The organism is Helicobacter rappini (assembly GCF_900198625.1).
Lineage (GTDB): Bacteria > Campylobacterota > Campylobacteria > Campylobacterales > Helicobacteraceae > Helicobacter_A > Helicobacter_A rappini.
Genome location: NZ_FZPK01000003.1, coordinates 105,441 through 123,476, shown reverse-complemented (window position 1 = coordinate 123,476; position 18,036 = coordinate 105,441). Strand labels below are relative to the sequence as shown.

Annotated in this window: 12 protein-coding genes, 2 tRNA genes, 3 rRNA genes and 1 pseudogene; 9 read left to right on the top strand and 9 right to left on the bottom strand. The window is 37.8% G+C overall.

All coding sequences use genetic code 11. The features are described 5' to 3' along the window. The 3 genes and pseudogenes from C6H17_RS00900 to luxS all read right to left on the bottom strand — a co-directional run. Nucleotides 1–345: pseudogene (locus C6H17_RS00900) on the bottom strand (glycosyltransferase); the annotation flags it as partial. A gap of 165 nt (nucleotides 346–510) precedes the next feature. Beyond that, nucleotides 511–996: a preQ(1) synthase gene (queF, locus tag C6H17_RS00895; protein WP_020995665.1), complete on the bottom strand. Its 486-nt coding sequence runs from the start codon at nucleotides 994–996 to the stop codon at nucleotides 511–513. 25 nt (nucleotides 997–1,021) lie between these two features. Continuing rightward, the gene (gene luxS / locus C6H17_RS00890) at nucleotides 1,022–1,522 is read right to left on the bottom strand and encodes an S-ribosylhomocysteine lyase (RefSeq protein ID WP_005220079.1); all 501 of its coding nucleotides are present in this window, start codon (nucleotides 1,520–1,522) and stop codon (nucleotides 1,022–1,024) included. Nucleotides 1,523–1,632: 110 nt separating this feature from the next. On the opposite strand from luxS, the gene C6H17_RS00885 reads away from it, so the two are divergent. The 3 genes from C6H17_RS00885 (at nucleotide 1,633) to ftsY (ending at nucleotide 3,885) form a co-directional block, all read left to right on the top strand. Then, a complete protein-coding gene (locus tag C6H17_RS00885; protein WP_005220078.1) occupies nucleotides 1,633–2,154 on the top strand; it encodes a hypothetical protein in 522 nt (173 codons plus the stop codon). A gap of 97 nt (nucleotides 2,155–2,251) precedes the next feature. Beyond that, entirely contained in the window at nucleotides 2,252–2,992 is a 741-nt protein-coding gene (locus C6H17_RS00880) for a hypothetical protein (protein WP_005220077.1), read from the top strand. A gap of 20 nt (nucleotides 2,993–3,012) precedes the next feature. After that, complete coding sequence (gene ftsY / locus C6H17_RS00875; RefSeq protein WP_005220076.1) at nucleotides 3,013–3,885, top strand: signal recognition particle-docking protein FtsY; 873 nt, start codon at nucleotides 3,013–3,015, stop codon at nucleotides 3,883–3,885. A 58-nt stretch (nucleotides 3,886–3,943) separates the two neighbouring features. Here ftsY and C6H17_RS00870 read toward each other — a convergent pair whose 3' ends face one another. The 6 genes from C6H17_RS00870 to C6H17_RS00845 form a co-directional block, all read right to left on the bottom strand. Beyond that, nucleotides 3,944–4,558 (bottom strand): LysE/ArgO family amino acid transporter, encoded by a 615-nt coding sequence (locus C6H17_RS00870; RefSeq protein WP_104731309.1) that lies wholly within the window; start codon nucleotides 4,556–4,558, stop codon nucleotides 3,944–3,946. A 126-nt stretch (nucleotides 4,559–4,684) separates the two neighbouring features. Further along, nucleotides 4,685–4,800 (bottom strand): 5S ribosomal RNA (gene rrf / locus C6H17_RS00865). 523 nt (nucleotides 4,801–5,323) lie between these two features. Continuing rightward, a 23S ribosomal RNA gene (locus tag C6H17_RS00860) occupies nucleotides 5,324–8,206 on the bottom strand. A 364-nt stretch (nucleotides 8,207–8,570) separates the two neighbouring features. Then, nucleotides 8,571–8,646 (bottom strand) — tRNA-Ala (locus tag C6H17_RS00855). An 89-nt stretch (nucleotides 8,647–8,735) separates the two neighbouring features. Further along, a tRNA-Ile gene (locus C6H17_RS00850) sits at nucleotides 8,736–8,812 on the bottom strand. A gap of 242 nt (nucleotides 8,813–9,054) precedes the next feature. Beyond that, nucleotides 9,055–10,553, bottom strand: a 16S ribosomal RNA gene (locus C6H17_RS00845). The 16S, 23S and 5S rRNA genes sit together here with 2 tRNA genes alongside, the layout of an rRNA operon. Nucleotides 10,554–11,521: 968 nt before the next feature. Between C6H17_RS00845 and C6H17_RS00840 the strand changes: the two genes are divergently transcribed. The 6 genes from C6H17_RS00840 (at nucleotide 11,522) to atpG (ending at nucleotide 18,033) form a co-directional block, all read left to right on the top strand. Then, a complete protein-coding gene (locus C6H17_RS00840; protein WP_005216483.1) occupies nucleotides 11,522–13,657 on the top strand; it encodes an ATP-dependent helicase in 2,136 nt (711 codons plus the stop codon). A gap of 407 nt (nucleotides 13,658–14,064) precedes the next feature. After that, the gene (locus C6H17_RS00835) at nucleotides 14,065–14,490 is read left to right on the top strand and encodes a hypothetical protein (RefSeq protein WP_005216486.1); all 426 of its coding nucleotides are present in this window, start codon (nucleotides 14,065–14,067) and stop codon (nucleotides 14,488–14,490) included. A 23-nt stretch (nucleotides 14,491–14,513) separates the two neighbouring features. After that, entirely contained in the window at nucleotides 14,514–15,044 is a 531-nt protein-coding gene (locus C6H17_RS00830; RefSeq protein ID WP_020995409.1) for a hypothetical protein, read from the top strand. After that, on the top strand, nucleotides 15,045–15,584 hold the full coding sequence (locus tag C6H17_RS00825) for a F0F1 ATP synthase subunit delta (protein ID WP_005216489.1): 540 nt from the start codon (nucleotides 15,045–15,047) through the stop codon (nucleotides 15,582–15,584). A 13-nt stretch (nucleotides 15,585–15,597) separates the two neighbouring features. After that, nucleotides 15,598–17,115, top strand: coding sequence for a F0F1 ATP synthase subunit alpha (gene atpA, locus C6H17_RS00820; protein ID WP_005216490.1), 1,518 nt, complete (start codon nucleotides 15,598–15,600; stop codon nucleotides 17,113–17,115). A gap of 12 nt (nucleotides 17,116–17,127) precedes the next feature. Beyond that, nucleotides 17,128–18,033 (top strand): ATP synthase F1 subunit gamma, encoded by a 906-nt coding sequence (gene atpG, locus C6H17_RS00815; protein ID WP_005216491.1) that lies wholly within the window; start codon nucleotides 17,128–17,130, stop codon nucleotides 18,031–18,033. The last annotated feature ends 3 nt before the right edge of the window (nucleotides 18,034–18,036 follow it).

Sequence of the window (18,036 nt, the reverse complement as noted above, 5' to 3'; positions counted from 1 at the left end):
CCCCCCCGTAGTTATATGAGTTATATGATTTGTATGAGAAACTAGAGTATTAGCATCTTTGTTAGAGTCTAGTGTATTGTTAGCATTAAAGTCTTTTAATATTGTTGCTATATAGATTCTAGCTTTGAGTTTATCTGCTAGGGCTGTGTATATTGGATTCCTATCAAATAAGATTCTGTGAATGATTTTTTCATTAAAGGTTTGTGGATTTTTAAAGTCTGGTGTATAGCCAAAGATTTTTTTATGTCTGTATATGAAGTATTCTTCATCACTCATTTTTGATTCCTTCTTTGCTTGATAGTTTTTATACCAAGAAGTTTTTCTAATAAGTTTTCGTAATCCCATGTGTATCCTTTTGTGTTAATTTGTGGTTTTTTGTGAAGTGTGGGGTATTATAGCATAAATTAACATAATATCAAGCCTGCAAACATACACACAAAAATCTCAATGTGTAAATCATGCAATCTTAGCCTTGTTATCCACACATATAAATGTCATTTAGCATAAAATCTAGCGATTTGTAATTGTTTCGGGATATAAATCATGCAACCATAAACGCTTTTTTGCCATTTTTGCATACACACTTTTTTCTTTCCCATAATTTACATAAGGATCTATGCTTAATCCACCCCTTGGTGTAAATTTACCCCAAACTTCAAGATATCTAGGCGATAAAAGATTGATTAAATCATCTGCGATTGTATTTACACAATCTTCATGGAAACCGCCATGATTGCGGAAGCTAAATAGATATAATTTAAGCGATTTTGATTCTACAATAAGTTTGTCGGCTATATAGCTAATGTATAGAGTAGCAAAGTCCGGCTGTCCTGTGATGGGGCAGAGTGAAGTAAATTCTGGGCAGTTAAACTTAATAAAATAATCCCTTTGTGGATGTGGGTTTGGCACAGATTCTAAGACATTTGGATCATAGCTGAAAATATATGTCGTCTCTTTGCCTAATTGCTTTAAATCATATTGTTTTTGCTTTGCCATACTTTTTCCTAGTTTAGATTCCACATTACTGACAAAATTCTTTCAACAAAAGTTTTTGCGTATCCATTACGCCAATACCCTTATCAAGCATATCTTGTGCTATCTTTTGTGCGTTATGAAGAGAGTGCATTTTTGCTGTGCCGCATTGATAGATGTTTAATTCTGGGATCTGCTCCTCACTTGTTAAACGCAAAATATCACGCATACTTGCTTCCCACGCCTCTTTTACCTCATATTCGCTAGGTGTGCCAATCACGCTCATATAGAATCCAGTCCTACAACCCATAGGAGAAATATCAATGATTTCTGTATTTTTGCCATTGAGATGATCTCGCATAAAACCTGCAAATAAATGCTCTAGCGTATGTATACCTTTTTCATCTAATATCTCTATATTCGGCTTACAAAAACGCAAATCATATACAGAAATCTTATCGCCTTTTGGTGTTTCCATGCTTTTTGCAAGACGGACAGCTGGGGCAGGCATAATTGTGTGATCGACTTTAAAACTATCAAGTAATGGCATAAATGCTCCTTAAAAATATAAAAAATTAACGCATATTATAGCAAATTATTGTAGAATATCTGCTTTATAGAATCTATTTAGTTTAGTCAAAAACTTGCAAGGAGAATACAATGTCTTTTAAAATAAAAATCTTAGGTATTGCATTAGCAGCCATCATGCTTAATAGTGGTTGTGCCAAAAAAGCCGAAGTAGAACAAAAGAATATCGCACAATGCGAAGTCTTTAAAACTTTTGCTAGTGCTACTTTTGAAGTAGAGGGTGATATGGCAGAAGCGATTGAAAAGACTGCAAAAAAGGCTTTAACAAAAAGTTGCTTTAAAAAATCTAGTGATAGCAATGCAAACTTGCGTATCAAGCTAGAAGCAAAAAAGACATTGCAGACAGAAAGTGGTTTTATACAGGACAAGCATGATAATAGCTTTGATATTACCATACATGCAATTATGCTTATACCAACAGACCAAGGCGGCTTGACAACACTTACAAGCACACAAAATGCAAAGCTTAATCTAAAATCTTCTCAAATTGCTGACTTAGGCAGTAAATCGGAGATTACAGAAAAAGACATAAATGACTTAGTAGAAGAAAATGTTTTGATAGCGTTAAAGAATCTTTTTAAAGATATGCCTTAAGGACTTGATTTTATCACTCCATAATTATAGCTAAATGCCTATTTTAACTATAATTCACATTTAATTTTTAGAATCTAAAACCTGTCAATGAGGAAATATGCGAGAATTTACACATACTTTACTATATGCAAAATCATCTAGCACATATCTTTTTGTTTTATGCTTTGGCTTACTTATAGCTTTGTTTGGTTGCAGTGATACTGATGATAACAAGACAAGTGATAGCAAAACAGAATCTTATGATTTCACAAATATAAGCAACAGCACAACTGCAAAGATTTCATTGCAACATATCAATAACAAAATACAGCTACATATTACAAACACGACAAATAAGCAAAGTATGCTATCTAGCAATGCAGTTAAATTATTTGCTTTTTTCCCAAAAGACTGCAGTATGTGTATGCCAACTTTTATCCATATTAACAATTTATTGCATCGTTCAAAAAATTTGCAGGTATTTATTTTAAGCAAGCAGGCAATACATGCTAATAGTTACAGAGATTTTCCAATTACACTTAGTCAAAATTTAGTGAATCTTGTGGATACAAATAATAAGCTTGATTTATTTCTAGATTCTCTAAAACGCACATTGAATATTGAGATTAGAGACTATCAAGCACCATTATTTATACTACAAGACACTCACAATAATATCATACAAAGCATTGAGGGGGCGGTGCTAGAAGAGATATTTGAACAAATGATAACAGATCTTTTAACACAAGACAATAAAATAGATTCTAACAAGCTAGATTCTAGCACGACAGAAAAGACACCAAATAATACACTAAGTCAAAGCGCTCCAAGCAGCACAGAATCTCTACAATCTAAATAGCTCTAAGACAAGGAATAAACATGTTTTCATTTTTTAGGAAAACTTCAGAAAATATAGCACGATTTTTGGGACAAAAACAACAAAAGATAGAAAAAAGTATGCTAGAAGAGATTCTAATAGAATCAGATATTAACTACGAAATCATTGAAAAAATGCTAGATAATCTCGATGAAAATGTCAGTAGAGATGCCTTGCGTGTTGCTATTGAGAGATTTTTTCGCGGGGAAAGCTATTATGATAAGATTAGATTCCAAGAGATAGAAGAAAGTCCTATCGTCTATCTTGTGTTTGGTGTAAATGGTGCGGGGAAAACCACGACAATAGCAAAACTTGCAAAAAGATTTAAGGATAATAACAAGAAGGTAATACTTGGTGCAGGGGATACATTTCGTGCGGCAGCCATCGAGCAGTTGCAGTTATGGAGTGAGAAAATTGGCGTAGAGATTGTTACCACAAAACACGCTCATGATCCCAGTGCGCTTGCATTTGATACGATTAATGCCGCAAAAGCACGGAATATGGATTATGCTATTATCGATACAGCAGGGCGACTACCCAATCAAACAAATCTTAAAAATGAGCTTATAAAAATCTCAAAAACATGCAGCAAGGCTTTGGAAAACAAGCCTTTTCATAAGATTTTAGTGCTAGATGGCACACAAGGTAGCTCAAGTATAGAACAAGCCAGAATCTTCCATGAAGCCTTAGGACTTGATGGCATTATCATCACAAAAATGGATGGCACAAGCAAGGGCGGTGCGATTTTAAGCATTATTCATGAGTTTAAACTGCCCATTCTATTTTTGGGTGTTGGTGAAAAGGCTGATGAACTCATCGCATTTGAAGAAAAAGATTTTATCAATGGACTTTTAGATTCTATTTTTGAGAAGTAGATTCTATACTTTTTACTTTTATGGTTAAAACATCGTGTTAATGCAACATAACATTTAATTAAGAAAAGAAGCTAAAAATATAACGAATAAGTGAAAAAGCTATCACAAACATTATAATTGCCACAAAAATATCTATGATTTTGGCTATTTTAATAAGCACTTTGCTTAACTTCAAAGCACCATATCCCAAACCAAAAAACCATAAAAATGATGCACTAAGCCCACCATATGCAAATATAATTTTCTCTTCAAAGCTAAAAGTTAATGCGCTAGCACCTATCACAAACACCGTGTCTAAATATACATGAGGGTTTAAAAGTGTAACCGCTAAGGCTAATAATGTCGTCTTTTTAAGTGATAGGGGATTAGAGGTTGAGAGTTGTAAAGTGTAATCTTGAAAAAATGCGGATTTTAAAGAAATAAAGCCATAATACACAACAAATAAAATCCCAGCAGATGCGATAAGCAAGTTTAAAACTTTATTTTTCGCTAAAAACTCCCCTACCCCAAAAATCCCAAGTCCCATTAGAATCACATCGCAGATAAAGCAGATTCCACTCACCACAAAAACATAATTACGAGTTATGCCCTGCTTAATAATAAAAGCGTTTTGTGCCCCAATAGCAACAATAAGCGAAAGAGATAAAAGAAAACCTTTTAGGAAAATCCCCATAAACCTACCCTATTAATTCTATCATTTTATTACAAATACATTGAAAGGCAAATACAACAACAAAAAAATCAAAAAATAAAAAAGTAGCTAAAAAAATAATTATAAGAAGAATTTAAAATTTCCCTATCCCTGCATCGACCTACATTCCCACACCTGAAAGGTGCAGTATCATCGGCGAAGAGAAGCTTAACTGCCAGGTTCGGAATGGAGCTGGGTGTTGCCTTCTCTCTATAGACACAAGGAAAAGGGAAATAAAGACAAATTGATTAATAAGCTAAATCTCTACAATTTAAAAAAATAAAACTTGATAGCCCTAAAAACTTACACAAGCTCCAAGCTCTATGCTATGTTTGTTTTTATGTTTGAATCTGTCTTAAGCCTATCTTTTTAATTAATCTCAATCAAAGTCAAAACTTCATAGAAACAAACAAAAAAAGAAAGAAATACCAAGTCAAACTCTCAAACTAGAATCTAACCCATAATCACTAGATTCTATAAAAGCTAACCTATATTACTTTCACTTATCTCGTTTTGCTTTTTACTTTTGTCCTTATTTCCATTTTCCTTATAGGGTAATGGTGTTAATAGCCTTTGATATGTCATAGAATCTGCATTATTAGAATCTATGTTATCTATAAAAGCCCAAATGTTATTTGTCTTTTTCTAGTAACTAACTATATCAATTACACTTCTTACTTCTCTCTTATGAAAGCAGATTCTGTAAAAGCTTTTAGAATCTTGCACTCAATAAGGCAGTAATCCTTATATAAAAAGCCAAACGGTCTATTAGTAGTAGTCAGCTGAACATATTACTATGCTTACACACCTACCCTATCAAGCAGCTAGTCTTGCTGCGACCTTCAGGGAAAGTTAATCTTGGAGTTGGCTTCCCGCTTAGATGCTTTCAGCGGTTATCACATCCACGCGTAGCTACAGAGCGATGCTCTTGGCAGAACAACTCTTACACCAGTGGCGTGTCCATCCCGGTCCTCTCGTACTAGGGACAGCTCTCCTCAACTTTCCTACGCCCACGGCAGATAGGGACCGAACTGTCTCACGACGTTCTGAACCCAGCTCGCGTACCGCTTTAAATGGCGAACAGCCATACCCTTGGGACCTGCTCCAGCCCCAGGATGCGATGAGCCGACATCGAGGTGCCAAACCTCCCCGTCGATGTGAGCTCTTGGGGGAGATCAGCCTGTTATCCCCGGGGTACCTTTTATCCTTTGAGCGATGACCCTTCCACACAGAATCACCGGATCACTATGACCGACTTTCGTCTCTGCTCGACTTGTTTGTCTTACAGTCAGGCTGGCTTATGCCATTACACTCTACTTGCGATTTCCAACCGCAATGAGCCAACCTTTGCAAGCCTCCGTTACTTTTTAGGAGGCGACCGCCCCAGTCAAACTACCCACCAGGCATTGTCCTGCTAGAGGATAACTCTAGCCAGTTAGCAGACAGAAACATTAAGGGTGGTATCTCAAGGATGGCTCCATCTCCACCAGAGTGAAGACTTCAAAGCCTCCCACCTATCCTGCGCATAATGCTCCCATCGGCAGTGCCAAGCTGTAGTAAAGGTCCACGGGGTCTTTCCGTCTTGCCGCGGGTAGGAGGAATTTTCACCTCCACTACAATTTCACTGAATCCCTGGTTGAGACAGCTCCCATCTCGTTACGCCATTCATGCAGGTCGGTATTTAACCGACAAGGAATTTCGCTACCTTAGGACCGTTATAGTTACGGCCGCCGTTTACTCGGGCTTCAATTCAACGCTTCGCATTACTGCTAACGAATCCTCTTAACCTTCGAGCACCGGGCAGGCGTCACACCTTATACTTCCTCTTACGAGTTTGCAAAGTGCTGTGTTTTTGGTAAACAGTCGGGAGGGACTCTTTGCTGAGACCTAATTGCTTAGGCACACCTTATCGCGAACTTACGGTGCTAGTTTGCAGAGTTCCTTAACCAGAGTTCTTTCACGCGCCTTAGAATACTCATCTCATCTACCTGTGTCGGTTTGCGGTACGGGCAACATTAGCTAAACTTAGAGGCTTTTCTTGGCACGACGGCGTCAGTAGCACTCATCTTGATCCGAAGATCGCAACAAGCTATTCAAGTTTCGAATACAAGAGCGGATTTACCTATCTCTCAATCTACGCTTTTAAATTAGCACTTCCATCAGCTAACGCTACTTAGCCCTATGCGTCCCCCCATCGCACACTAATGTTGGTATGGGAATATTAACCCATTTTCCATCGACTACCCATTTCTGACTTGTCTTAGGACCCGACTAACCCTACGATGACGAGCATCGCGTAGGAAACCTTAGACTTTCGGCGAAGTGGATTCTCACCACTTTTATCGCTACTCATTCCTGCATGCTCACTTCGCATCGCTCCAGCACTCCTTACCGGTATGCCTTCAACGCTGATACGAACGCTCTTCTACCACTGTGCATCAGCACAATCTACAACTTCGGTGTCTATCTTAGCCCCGTTATATTTTCTGCGCAAAATCACTAGACCAGTGAGCTGTTACGCTTTCTTTAAAGGATGGCTGCTTCTAAGCCAACCTCCTGGTTGTCTGAGTAACTTCACATCATTTTCCACTTAGAATAGAACTTTGGGACCTTAGTTGGTAGTCTGGGTTGTTCCCCTTTTGACGATTGATTTTATCACCCACCGCCTGACTCCCAAGATACGGTAATAGGTATTTGCAGTTTGACAGGGGTTGGTACCGCGGTGAGCAGCCCTAGCCCAATCAGAGCTCTACCCCCTATTACTATCACTTGAGGCTATACCTAAATATATTTCGAAGAGAACCAGCTATCACCAAGTTTGTTTGGCCTTTCACCCCTATCCACAGCTCATCCCAACCCGTTTCAATGGGTACGAGTTCAGTCCTCCACGAGCTATTACACTCGCTTCAACTTGGCCATGGATAGATCACTTGGCTTCGGGTCTGCAGCATCTGACTAAACGCCCTTTCAGACTCGCTTTCGCTACGGCTTCGCGTGTGCTTAACCTTGCCAGATACCACAACTCGCAGGATCATTATGCAAAAGGCAGTCCGTCACCCTGATAAATCATAGGGCTCCGAATGATTGTAGGCAGATGGTTTCAGGTTCTATTTCACTCCGCTCACTGCGGTTCTTTTCACCTTTCCCTCACGGTACTTGTTCGCTATCGGTGTGATAGTAGTATTTAGGGTTGGAGAGTGGTCTCCCCGGCTTCAGCCCGGATTTCACGTGTCCTGGCCTACTCTGGATCCTGCTACCTATGAATAATATTTCGCATACGGGACTATCACCCTCTATGATATGTTTTTCCAAACACTTCTGCTACATTATTCAAGTGGATATTGCAGTCCTCAACCCCAGTAGCAAGCTACTGGTTTGCCCTTTTCCCCGTTCGCTCGCCGCTACTAGGAGAATCTCATTTGATTTCTTTTCCTCTAGCTACTGAGATGTTTCACTTCGCTAGGTTCGCTCCATTAAAGGTAATACATATCTCTATGTATTGGGTTGCCCCATTCGGAAATCTATGGATCAAAGCTTCTTAGCAGCTCCCCATAGCTTATCGCAGCTTAGTACGTCCTTCATCGCCTCTATCACCCAAGGCATCCACCATCTGCCCTTAAAAGCTTTTTACTTCTAAGGATACTGCCTTATTGAATGCAAGAGTTTTTTTATCAAACTCTGCCCCAATAAGACAAGTATGTCGCGTAATTGTAGTTAATTACTATTTAGGCTATTAACAATAAAATTTCAAATAACATTTAGACTAAAGTCTAATGCAAAGTTTTCTCCAGATAAAGAAAGACTAAAACCTTGCATTAGACTTCACATACCTCTTACACATATCTATAAGCTTCACGTAATTAAAACCTATGCTATGTGTATTCAACATATCAAATCATTTTTTATATTATTTATAATAAACTTATATACTCTCTTTTAAATCATATTATTGCATTACCCATCTACATAGCATACCTAGAGACTATTCTCAAAATGGTGGAGAATAGCGGGATCGAACCGCTGACCTCCTGCGTGCAAAGCAGGCGCTCTCCCAGCTGAGCTAATTCCCCCTAACGATGATAGTAAAACTAGATCTAGTTTCCATATTCAACTTTAGTTATTTTCTAACACTCTACAAAGCATTAAAAAGAATAATTTATGGTGGGCTTAGGAGGACTTGAACCTCCGACCTCACCCTTATCAGGGGTGCGCTCTAACCACCTGAGCTATAAGCCCTTTACTAAAGAGAAAGCTAGTTAAAAGCAATAGCAAAATACGACATAAATTCGATTTCAATATTTAATATTTATAAAATACGCAAATAATCTCTGAAAACTAAGCAAGATGCAATATCATAGCTAAACTATTACACATATACAACACTCGATTACAAAAACTTATAATTCATGTCATATAGCAACTATATCTAAACAACTTCATAATGATTAAGATAAACAAATATCTTAACATATCTCTAGAAAGGAGGTGATCCAACCGCAGGTTCACCTACGGTTACCTTGTTACGACTTCACCCCAGTCGCTGCATCCGCCGTGGGCGGTAACCAATTTAGTATCCCGACTTAAGGCGAATACAACTCCCATGGTGTGACGGGCGGTGAGTACAAGACCCGGGAACGTATTCACCGTGACATGGCTGATTCACGATTACTAGCGATTCCAGCTTCATGTAGTCGAGTTGCAGACTACAATCCGAACTGAGAGACATTTTAGAGATTTGCTCCACCTCGCGGTATTGCATCTTTTTGTATGTCCCATTGTAGCACGTGTGTAGCCCTAGGCGTAAGGGCCATGATGACTTGACGTCGTCCTCACCTTCCTCCTCCTTACGAAGGCAGTCTCCTTAGAGTGCTCAGCCGAGCTGCTAGCAACTAAGGACGAGGGTTGCGCTCGTTGCGGGACTTAACCCAACATCTCACGACACGAGCTGACGACAGCCGTGCAGCACCTGTTTTCAAGCTCTGGCAAGCCAGCACTCCACTATCTCTAGCGGATTCTATCAATGTCAAGCCTAGGTAAGGTTCTTCGCGTAGCTTCGAATTAAACCACATGCTCCACCGCTTGTGCGGGTCCCCGTCTATTCCTTTGAGTTTTAATCTTGCGACCGTACTCCCCAGGCGGAATGCTTAATGCGTTAGCTGCATTACTGCCCTGACAAGCAGGGCAACAACTAGCATTCATCGTTTAGGGCGTGGACTACCAGGGTATCTAATCCTGTTTGCTCCCCACGCTTTCGCGCATCAGCGTCAGTAATGTTCCAGCAGGTCGCCTTCGCAATGAGTATTCCTCTTGATCTCTACGGATTTTACCCCTACACCAAGAATTCCACCTACCTCTCCCATACTCTAGATGGTCAGTTTCAAATGCAGTTCTGTAGTTAAGCTACAGGATTTCACATCTGACTTGACCACCCGCCTACGCGCTCTTTACGCCCAGTGATTCCGAGTAACGCTTGCACCCTCCGTATTACCGCGGCTGCTGGCACGGAGTTAGCCGGTGCTTATTCGTTAGATACCGTCATAATCTTCTCTAACAAAAGGAGTTTACAATCCTAAAACCTTCATCCTCCACGCGGCGTTGCTGCTTCAGGGTTTCCCCCATTGAGCAATATTCCCTACTGCTGCCTCCCGTAGGAGTCTGGACCGTGTCTCAGTTCCAGTGTGTCCGATCACCCTCTCAGGCCGGATACCCGTCATAGCCTTGGTGAGCCATTACCTCACCAACAAGCTGATAGGACATAGGCTGATCCTTTAGCGAAAAACCTTTCCCCCGTAGGGAGTATCCAGTATTAATCACCGTTTCCAGTGGCTATCCCAGACTAAAGGGCACATAACCTATGCATTACTCACCCGTGCGCCACTAATCCACTTCTAGCAAGCTAGAAGCTTCATCGTTCGACTTGCATGTATTAGGCACGCCGCCAGCGTTCACTCTGAGCCAGGATCAAACTCTCCATAAATATTAAATATGGAAGTTTGAATCAAAAATAAATAATGATTGCAAACTCTCCATAATAATGAAAACCCAACAAAATACACAATAAACATATAGCTTAAAATATATCAGTTAGAATCTTCACAAATAATCTCAATATCAAACAACATTTCATATTTAACATAAGTTACATACAAAATGCCATAACATTAAAGATTATTATTTAAAGAATTTGTCCTAATCTCTAAAATGTTTCACAAAGACTAAAACTTACTATGCCCTGCACTACTCTCTTACAAAGACTAAAGCAAAACATAATAAATCAGTTATAGTCGAGTTGTATAGATTAACAATTTAAAGACTTGGTTGTTAAAATAAAATTGAAGCATTTAAAACATAGTAAAAAGCAATATTCAAATTTCACAATAATTTTACAAAACTAAGATATTAACTTTAAACAATCTAGCTACAATATCACAATCAAATCTTGCTTAGTTGTCAAAGATCATTGCTTTAAAAATATCAAAATTTCCAAAGTCAAATAACGCAAGTATTAACAAAAACACAAAAAAGTGAAACAAAATATAAAAACTCTAAAATCTAAAAGGACAAAAAGAGTTTGATAAAAATATTACTGATTTTAATGAAAAAATGCTATAATATTCGGTATATTTACATCTTGTAAATCTTTAATTTGCTTTCTGCAAACTTGAGAAACAGAATTATATGCTAATAAAGCTTAAATAAAGCTTAAATTTAAAAAAGTTTTTGATTTTTTTAGAGTTTGTTTTTTAGGGGGGATTTTTTAAGGCAATTCTAATGACTATCATGTAAATTAAAATTACATTGTATTAGATATAGGTGATAGCAACAACATGCTTTTACACAAACAAAAAGCAATACAGCAAAACAATATCCCTAACACTTATAATATAGTCTATAATTACATTCAGAATCATGCAAACACAAATCAAATAAAAATAAGGAATAATTATGGATATTTTAGAATCACTCAATGCCGCACAGAAAGAAGCCGCCATCCATGTAGATAATGCCTTGCTTATACTTGCTGGGGCTGGAAGCGGCAAAACCAAAACGCTAACAACAAGACTTGCCTATCTCTTAAGTATAGGTATCCCCGCACAAAACACATTAACATTAACATTCACAAATAAAGCCGCAAGAGAAATGCGAGAGAGAGCATTAAAGCTTATAGAATCAATGAGTATTCCTATGATAAATACCCCCTTGCTTTGCACCTTTCATAAATTTGGATTGCTTTTCTTACAACGCTACATTCATTTACTTTCACGTAATTCTATGTTTAATGTCATAGATGAAGATGATAAGCGAAAGATAATACGAAATATAAAGAAAAATAGCAAAAATATCGCAAAGGAATTAACCCCTGCAACACTCTCAAGTGCTATATCTGATTATAAAAATAATGCGATATTGCCAGATATTGCAAAGCAAAGTCCAAGCATGATAGATGCACAAGTCGCAATGATTTATCAAAAATATGAAGACTATCTTTACGCAAATAACCTTGTAGATTTTGATGACTTATTACTCTTACCTTATAGAATCTTATATGAAAATGAAACTTTACGCACACAAATAAGCAATAAATATCAATATATCATGGTAGATGAATATCAAGATACAAACAACCTGCAAGCAAGTCTTTTAAAACTTCTATGTGCCACACATGAGAATCTTTGTGTAGTAGGCGATGATGACCAAAGTATTTATAGTTGGCGTGGTGCAAATATCGAAAATATCCTAGACTTTGATGCCCAATTTGAAAATACGAAGATAGTAAAGCTAGAGCAAAACTATCGCAGCACAGAAGAGATTCTAACAATCGCAAATAATCTTATATCACACAACACAACACGATATGATAAGATTCTAAAAGCAACAAGGCATAATGGCAAAAAAGTCCAATATATAAAAAGCCATGATGACAAAGCCGAGATGAAACAGATTATAGAATCTATACAGACACTCATAGCACAAGGCGAGAGCTATAATGACATTGCGATATTATTCCGCTTAAACACATTTGCAAGACATGTAGAAGAATGCTTTAATCGCACTAAGATATCATTCAAAATGGTAGGCGTTATACGATTTTATGATAGACAAGAGATTAAAGATGTGCTTGCTTATTTGCGTTTAGCCCTAAACCTTGATGATAACTTTTCACTTGAGCGAATTATCAATCAACCAAAGAGAAGTATCGGCGAAAAGACATTTGGAGACATAGTAGCCGCAAGTATGCACTACACAAGCATATATGCCGCATGGAAACAAGGGGGATTATCTTCACTTAAATGCCATGCAAAGCTAAGCGAGTTTTTTACATTAATAGAATCTTTAAGAGAATGCTTACAACTTAATCCAAGCGAAATACCGCATTTTTTTAAAACCAAAATAAAACTCTATGCAGATGATATACCAACAAAAGATTCTGAAAGCAATGAAGATCGCAGGAAAAATATGGACGAGTTATTTGCGACTTTGCTAGATTTTATAGAATGTGAGAGGGGCGGGGATTACGCTAGTAATGAAGAGATAATACAAGCATTTCTCAATGATATAGCATTAAGCTCTAGTAGCGATATAGAAGATTCTAATCATGTGCTTTGCATGAGTGTGCATAATAGTAAAGGATTAGAATTTAAACATGTATTTGTTATCGGTATGGAGCAAGGCTTATTTCCATTAATGAACTTTTATGAAATGAGTATAGATTCTGTTGATAAAAACACACAGAATCTCGATGAAGAACGACGACTTGCCTATGTGGCTTTTACCCGCGCAAAAGATACGCTTACACTAAGCTATGCAAAAAAGAGAATGCATCATGGCAGATATAGAGAGTTTGAGCCATCACAATTTTTAGTAGAATCTGGTGTGGTATCAAAGCAAAATGCAAGATTAAGAGATGAAGAAAGTGATAAATGTGTAGCGGGGCTAAAACGCGGCGATTGTGTCCAGCATAAAATCTTTGGCTTTGGCAGGATAGAATCTGTAAGGGGGCTAGGCGATAACTCAACTGCTATGGTAAATTTTGGCGGCACAAAGAGAAATATCGTTATATCTTTTCTCACAAAAGCATAAAGCATGTTTGTTTGAAGCGATTGAGCGATTGCTAGTAATTTGGAGCCTAGATTTCAGTAATTATATAATGCTAGGCATAGTAGCATAGCAAAACTTTTAGCAGAGACTTAAAAAAGGTTTTTATTTAGCCCTCAACATAATAAGATTCTAATATTACAAGCATGGCTTAATACATGCGATTCCAGATTCCATAAGATATTATTCGCACTTCTTTATGGATTCCATATAAGTATAAATTTTGTTTATTTTATACCCTAAACTTACAATTTTTTGCAATTTTATTTTCAAATTATGCGTTTTTTAAGCTTTTAGTATTGTAACTTAGCTAGAAATTTGCTACAATAGCGACTTAGTTTTTTAAAATATAATCGCAAAGTTGCCAAGCAAACAAGTAAAAAGGGAAAAATATGGAGATTATGCCAAATCCACAGGTCATGCTTGTCGTGTTTATAGTGTTTATGGTTACAATGTTTATGCTCAATAAGTTTGTATTCCAGCCACTTTTTGCCTATATGGACCAAAGAGAACAGAAAGTTACAAGTGATTTAGAGATTGTAACGCGTGAAGATAATGAACTTCAACGCATAGAAAACGAGATTCATGAGATTTTATCTCATGCGAAGACACAGGCTTTTACAGCTAAGGAAGAGCAAGTTGAAGAGGCGAAAAAGAGTGCAGGTGCAAAAATAGAGCGTATGCAAAATGAAAACCGAGAGAAAATGGATGCTTTCATGGCAAAATTGCAGGAAAGCAAGGATTCTATGAAAAATGAATTGCGTGCAAATATAGGTGATATAGAATCTTTACTTGCTGCAAAGATTAAACATATTTAAAGTTAGTGTATAAAGGGATAAGTATGCGATACATATATATGGCTTTCATGTGCTTTGTGCTATGTAGCATATCCTATGCAAGTGGCGAAGCTCATGTGATGGATATTTCAAAAACTGACATTCTAGAAAGATTGATAAACTTTGTTATTTTTGTGGCATTAATGTGGTATTTACTTGCAGATAGGCTTAAGTCCATGTTGCAAGAACGCACAAAAGGCATCGCAAATAAGCTTTCACAGACACAAGAAAAAGTAAATGAGATAAGAGCAAAGAAAGAAAAAGCACAACAGCGATTGAAAGAAGCAAAAGAGCAAGCGGCAGAAATAATTGCTACTGCCAAAAAAGAAGCAAATGCGTCTGTATTGCGTATTGAAGAGAAAACGAAAGAACAAATTGCAAATCTATTAAAAGCAAATGAAGAAGCAATGGAATTTCAAGAAAAAATGCTACAAAAGCAGCTTGTTGCAGAGATCTTACAGGAAGCATTTGTAAGCCAAGCCTTAAAACTTGAATCCAAAGATTATGTTGGAATCCTAGAAAAGAAGGTGGTGTAAATGCAAGAACATGTTATAGCAAAAAAATACGCCAAAGCATTAGCTAGTGTTTGCAATGCCGAAAATATTACGCAGGTATATAACACATACGCAGAGATAAATAAAATGTTTGCTATAAGCAAATTTAGAGATATTGTCATGTCGCCTATTATTGACAACACGAGTAAGCTTGCATTTCTAAAATCTCTTGTTGATATTACAGCGAACCCTTATGCTGAAAAGCTTTTAACAATTCTTGTTAAAAACGACAGAATCTATTTGCTACCTTTTGTAGCACTTGAGCTTAAAAAAATTATTGATAGTCGCCTTAATGTGTATCAAGCTACACTTTATGTGAAACAAGAATTAGGTCAAGATTCTCTGCTCAACATTCAGGATAAGCTTGGCAGGAAACTAGGCACGACACTAAAAGTTACCCAAAGCATTGATCCCACTCTAGATGGCATTAAGCTTGAGGTTACAGAGTTGGGCATTGAAGTTGCGTTCTTAAAACATAAATTCACGCAAGAATTACAAGACTTTATTTTAAAAGCAATCTAATAGAAGGAGACACATGGTTACCGCAAAATTGAAACCCGAAGAAATAAGCTCTATTATCCGCGAAAAGATTGAGCAGTTTGACCTGCAGGTTGATATTAGTCAAGTTGGCAAGGTTACGAGTTACGCTGATGGTGTTGCTAAGGTATATGGCTTAAACGATGTTATGTCGTATGAGATGGTCGAGTTTGACACAGGTGAAAAGGGACTAGCGCTTAACCTTGAAGAAGGCAGTGTTGGTGTTGTTGTGCTTGGTAATGGAAAAGGTATTAAAGAAGGTACAACTGTTAAGCGACTAAATCGCCTTATGAAGATTCCGGTTGGAGAAAGCGTGATAGGTCGCGTTGTAAATACCGTTGGTGAGCCACTTGATGGCAAAGGTGCGATAGAATCAAATGAATATCGTTTTATCGAGCAAAAAGCTCCCGGCATTATGCAGCGAAAAAGTGTGCATGAGCCACTGCAAACAGGTATTAAAGCTATTGATGCACTTGTGCCTATCGGTAGGGGACAAAGAGAACTTATCATTGGTGATAGACAAACTGGGAAAACGACCGTTGCTATCGATGCGATTATCAATCAAAAAGGGCAAGGTGTTTATTGTATCTATGTTGCCATAGGACAAAAAGAATCTACGGTGGCACAAGTTGTGCGTAAGCTTGAAGAGCATGGTGCTATGGAATACACGGTTGTAGTGAATGCTTCTGCGAGTTCAAGTGCAGCTATGCAATATCTTGCACCTTACTCTGGTGTTACAATCGGGGAGTATTTTAGAGATAATGGCAAACATGCACTTATTATCTATGATGATCTTACAAAACATGCTGTTGCTTATCGTGAAATGAGCCTTATTCTAAGAAGACCTCCGGGAAGAGAAGCTTTTCCGGGTGATGTTTTCTATATCCACTCTCGTTTGCTTGAGCGTGCGGCTAAATTGAGTGATGAGCTTGGTGCTGGATCTTTGACTGCATTGCCTATCATTGAAACACAAGCAGGCGATGTTTCAGCCTACATTCCTACAAATGTTATTTCAATTACAGATGGACAGATATTCCTTGAGACAGATTTATTTAACTCTGGTATTCGCCCTGCGATCAATGTTGGTTTATCTGTATCGCGTGTTGGTGGTGCTGCGCAGATTAAGGCAACAAAACAAGTTGCCGGGACATTACGACTTGACCTTGCACAATTTAGGGAGCTACAAGCATTCGCACAATTTGCTTCAGACCTTGATGAGTCAAGCAGAAGACAGCTTGAGAGAGGGCAAAAAATGGTGGAAGTCTTAAAGCAGGGACCATATAGCCCACTGCCAATTGAGCGACAAGTAACTATCATTTATGCCGGTGCGAAAGGATTCTTAGATGATATTCCTGCAAATAAGGTTGTTGAGTTTGAAAGACAGCTTTATCCATTTATTGAAGCAAAATATCCAAGCATTTTTGAAGATATAAGCTCTAAAAAAGCGCTAGATAAAGAGATAGAATCTTTGCTTAACAAGGCATTAAGTGAGTTTAGAACAAGTTTTGCGATTTAATAAGGCATACTTATGGCAAATGGACTAAAAGAAATTAGGAAAAAAATATCAAGCGTAAATAACACTAAGAAAACTACGCGTGCTATGAAGCTAGTCTCGACCTCAAAGCTTAAAAAAGCTGAAGAGATGGCAAGAAGGGCTAGGGCATTTGCGGATAAGTTAAATGAAGTTTTTTACGACATGATGTTGCGTATTAAACGAAGTGGTTTAACAAATATTGATAGCAAATTCTTCAACAATACAGAATCTCATGATGTAAAAATCGTAGATATTGTATTTGTAACTGCGGATAAAGGCTTGTGTGGTGGCTTTAATAGTATCACCATGAAAGAAGTTTTACACTTAAGAGATGAGTATGAAAAGAAAAAGATACGAGTAAGATTTCGCTGTGTTGGCAAAAAGGGTAATGCGTTTTTTGCATTCAACAACATTCCTTTAGAAGCTAGTGTAGCGGATTTGAGTGCTTCACCGGATTACGAAAAATCAAGTAGCTTTATTGGTGCGGTTGTCGATGATTTCTTAGCAGGTAAAACAGACGAAGTTATTATCGTGCATAATGGATTTAAGAATCTGATCTCACAAGAATTGAAAAGTGTGAAGATTCTGCCACTTGTGCCGGATAAAGACGCCTTGCAACAAGATAGCGAGATGTCTAGCGTTTTAAACATTTCGCCCGAAGATGAAGAGAATATGATTCTAGATGAGTTAGCAAAAAAGTATGTAGAATATAATATGTATTATGCGCTTGTAGATTCTCTAGCGGCAGAGCATAGTGCAAGAATGCAAGCAATGGATGCGGCGACAAATAATGCTACTGAGTTAGTAAAAACGCTGACTATTTCTTACAATAAAGCACGACAAGAAGCGATTACAACAGAATTAGTTGAGATTAATGCTGGCGTAGAAGCCATGAAGTAAATA

What these genes read in the sequence shown, in the direction of transcription:
- C6H17_RS00885 (WP_005220078.1), top strand. Translation starts at nt 1,633, where the DNA reads ATGTCTTTTAAAATAAAAATCTTAGGTATTGCATTAGCAGCCATCATG.
- C6H17_RS00835 (WP_005216486.1), top strand. Translation starts at nt 14,065, where the DNA reads ATGGAGATTATGCCAAATCCACAGGTCATGCTTGTCGTGTTTATAGTG.
- atpG (WP_005216491.1), top strand. Translation starts at nt 17,128, where the DNA reads ATGGCAAATGGACTAAAAGAAATTAGGAAAAAAATATCAAGCGTAAAT.
- atpA (WP_005216490.1), top strand. Translation starts at nt 15,598, where the DNA reads ATGGTTACCGCAAAATTGAAACCCGAAGAAATAAGCTCTATTATCCGC.
- queF (WP_020995665.1), bottom strand. Translation starts at nt 996, where the DNA reads ATGGCAAAGCAAAAACAATATGATTTAAAGCAATTAGGCAAAGAGACG.
- C6H17_RS00840 (WP_005216483.1), top strand. Translation starts at nt 11,522, where the DNA reads ATGGATATTTTAGAATCACTCAATGCCGCACAGAAAGAAGCCGCCATC.
- C6H17_RS00825 (WP_005216489.1), top strand. Translation starts at nt 15,045, where the DNA reads ATGCAAGAACATGTTATAGCAAAAAAATACGCCAAAGCATTAGCTAGT.
- C6H17_RS00830 (WP_020995409.1), top strand. Translation starts at nt 14,514, where the DNA reads ATGCGATACATATATATGGCTTTCATGTGCTTTGTGCTATGTAGCATA.
- luxS (WP_005220079.1), bottom strand. Translation starts at nt 1,522, where the DNA reads ATGCCATTACTTGATAGTTTTAAAGTCGATCACACAATTATGCCTGCC.
- C6H17_RS00880 (WP_005220077.1), top strand. Translation starts at nt 2,252, where the DNA reads ATGCGAGAATTTACACATACTTTACTATATGCAAAATCATCTAGCACA.
- ftsY (WP_005220076.1), top strand. Translation starts at nt 3,013, where the DNA reads ATGTTTTCATTTTTTAGGAAAACTTCAGAAAATATAGCACGATTTTTG.
- C6H17_RS00870 (WP_104731309.1), bottom strand. Translation starts at nt 4,558, where the DNA reads ATGGGGATTTTCCTAAAAGGTTTTCTTTTATCTCTTTCGCTTATTGTT.